This window comes from Brevibacterium sp. 50QC2O2 (assembly GCF_024580675.1).
GTDB lineage: Bacteria > Actinomycetota > Actinomycetes > Actinomycetales > Brevibacteriaceae > Brevibacterium > Brevibacterium moorei.
Genome location: NZ_JANIJZ010000039.1, coordinates 1 through 2,026, shown reverse-complemented (window position 1 = coordinate 2,026; position 2,026 = coordinate 1). Strand labels below are relative to the sequence as shown.

Sequence of the window (2,026 nt, the reverse complement as noted above, 5' to 3'; positions counted from 1 at the left end):
AATGACCCAACGATCTGCGGGCCGCGCAAAGCTCCCAGTCTAGCCCGGATCGATTCGGCGGGTCCCGCTCAGCCCACCCGGCCACCCCGCCTAGCCGGTCACCCTGCCTAGCCGGTCCCCTGCCTAGCCGGCCAACAGCAGGCGGAGCGCCAGGAACAGGATCAACAGCCCGATCCCCACATCGATGCAGCGCCAGACGGCGGGCTTGGCAACCAGCGGCGCCAGGGCCCGTGCGCCCAGGCCCAGGAAGATGAACCAGCTGATGGAGCCGAACATCGCGCCGACGGAGAACCACCAGGAGTCACCGGGGTATTGATGGGACAGGGTTCCCAACAGGGCGACGGTGTCGAGGTAGACGCCGGGGTTGAGGAAGGTGATCGCCAGAGTCGTCAGCATGACCGGGCGCAGCGTCGAACGGGCACGGGTGCTGCGGGGGCTTTCGGAGCTTTCGGAGTCGAGGCGCCGAGCGCCGGAGTCTGTGGGCGCGGCGGCGCCTGCGTCCTCGGTCCGGGCTTTGGCGCCGAGGCCGCCCTCACCACCAGTTCCGGGGTGGCCTGCGTTACCCGCGCCGGGGTCGCCCTTGGCAACGGGCGCGGAATCGGCGTCCAATCCCTGTGCCCGCGCTGCCGAGCGGAATGACTGGATCGCGAAGTAGATCAGGTAGGCGGCGCCCAGCCAGCGCAGGGCGGTGGTGAACCACGGGGCCGCGGCGATGAGCGCGCCGATCCCCAGATTGCCCGCGGCGATGAGCACGCAGTCGGCCAGGGCGCACACTGCGATCACGGCGCCGATGTGTGAGCGCTTCAGGCCCTGGCGCAGGAGGAAGGCGTTCTGCGGTCCGACCGCCACGATGAGGGACCAGCCTGCCAGGCAGCCGGCCACGGCGGAGCTGATGAGAAGAGGGGACATGCCTGCAAGCCTAGGGTCGGCGGCGGCCTGTGGAGGCCGTTTCGGGGCCAGATCGTGATGCAGGTATATGAAAGTTTCTTCTTCTGGTGAAGAATTTCTGTATGAACATCGAACGCCTGCGGGCATTGGCGACTGCTGTGGACACCGGAGCGCTGGATACGGCTGCCCGCCGCCTGCACATCACGCCCTCGGCCATGAGCCAGCGCATCCGCGCACTGGAGGCCGAAGTCGGGACGGTTCTGCTGCGCCGGTCGGCCCCGGTCGCCCCTACCGAGGCGGGCCAGGTGGTGTTGCGCGCCGCGCGGCAGATGCTGTTGATCGAAGCCGACACCCTGGCCCGGATCGGCGCGGGCGCACCGGATACCGGCGGAGATGCCGGGAGCGCGGGCCGCCCGTCCGGCGCCGAGGCCCCGGTGCGGATTCGTCTCGCCGTCAACGCCGACTCCCTGTCGACCTGGATGGGGCCGTTGTTCGCTTCGGCCGCGGCCTGGCCGGACGTGCTGATCCATCTGGAGGTGGTCGATCAGGCGCTGGCCCACGAGTACCTCGCAGCGGGCAGGGTAATGGCCGCGATCAGTTCGCGGCGGGCCGCCGGCGCCGGATGCCGCTCGATCCCCCTGGGCGCGATGCGCTATCGGGCCATGGCCAGGGTGGATCTGCTCCGGGCTCACGACGTTGAGGTTGGGCCGGTGGGAGGCGTTGAGTCCGGGCCGGCGGTGCGCCCGGCCGATTGGCTGCGGCGCCTGCCCATGGTGAACTTCGGCAGTGATGACGACCTGCAGTGGGAGTTCCTCCGGCGCAACGGGATCCGCACCGAGCCGCCCGTGCACCAGATCCCCAGTTCGCGCGAGTTCACCGGGGCGGTCATCGCGGGTCTGGGCTGGGGAATGGTGCCCGAGGCCCACCTCGGCGCCGGAGACGCACCCGGCGCGGGTGAGCCGGGAGGCGGCGATGCCCTGCACGACCTGCCGGTCGCCGACCCGATCACCGATGTGCCGCTGTATCTGCACAGGTGGAAGGTCGGGACCCCGCGACTGGACCGGGTGTGCCAGGCGATCACCGACTTGGCCGCGACCGCGCTGCGGTGACGCTCCCGTGCGCCAATCAGTGGGCCATC

Annotated in this window: 2 protein-coding genes; one reads left to right on the top strand and one right to left on the bottom strand. The window is 70.3% G+C overall.

What is annotated here, in order from left to right:
• Positions 1-123: 123 nt before the first annotated feature.
• Entirely contained in the window at positions 124-909 is a 786-nt protein-coding gene (locus NQ038_RS15080) for a LysE/ArgO family amino acid transporter (RefSeq protein ID WP_257049386.1), read from the bottom strand.
• Between the two features lie 101 nt (positions 910-1,010).
• On the opposite strand from NQ038_RS15080, the gene NQ038_RS15075 reads away from it, so the two are divergent.
• Complete coding sequence (locus NQ038_RS15075; RefSeq protein ID WP_257059504.1) at positions 1,011-1,997, top strand: ArgP/LysG family DNA-binding transcriptional regulator; 987 nt, start codon at positions 1,011-1,013, stop codon at positions 1,995-1,997.
• Positions 1,998-2,026 lie beyond the last annotated feature (29 nt).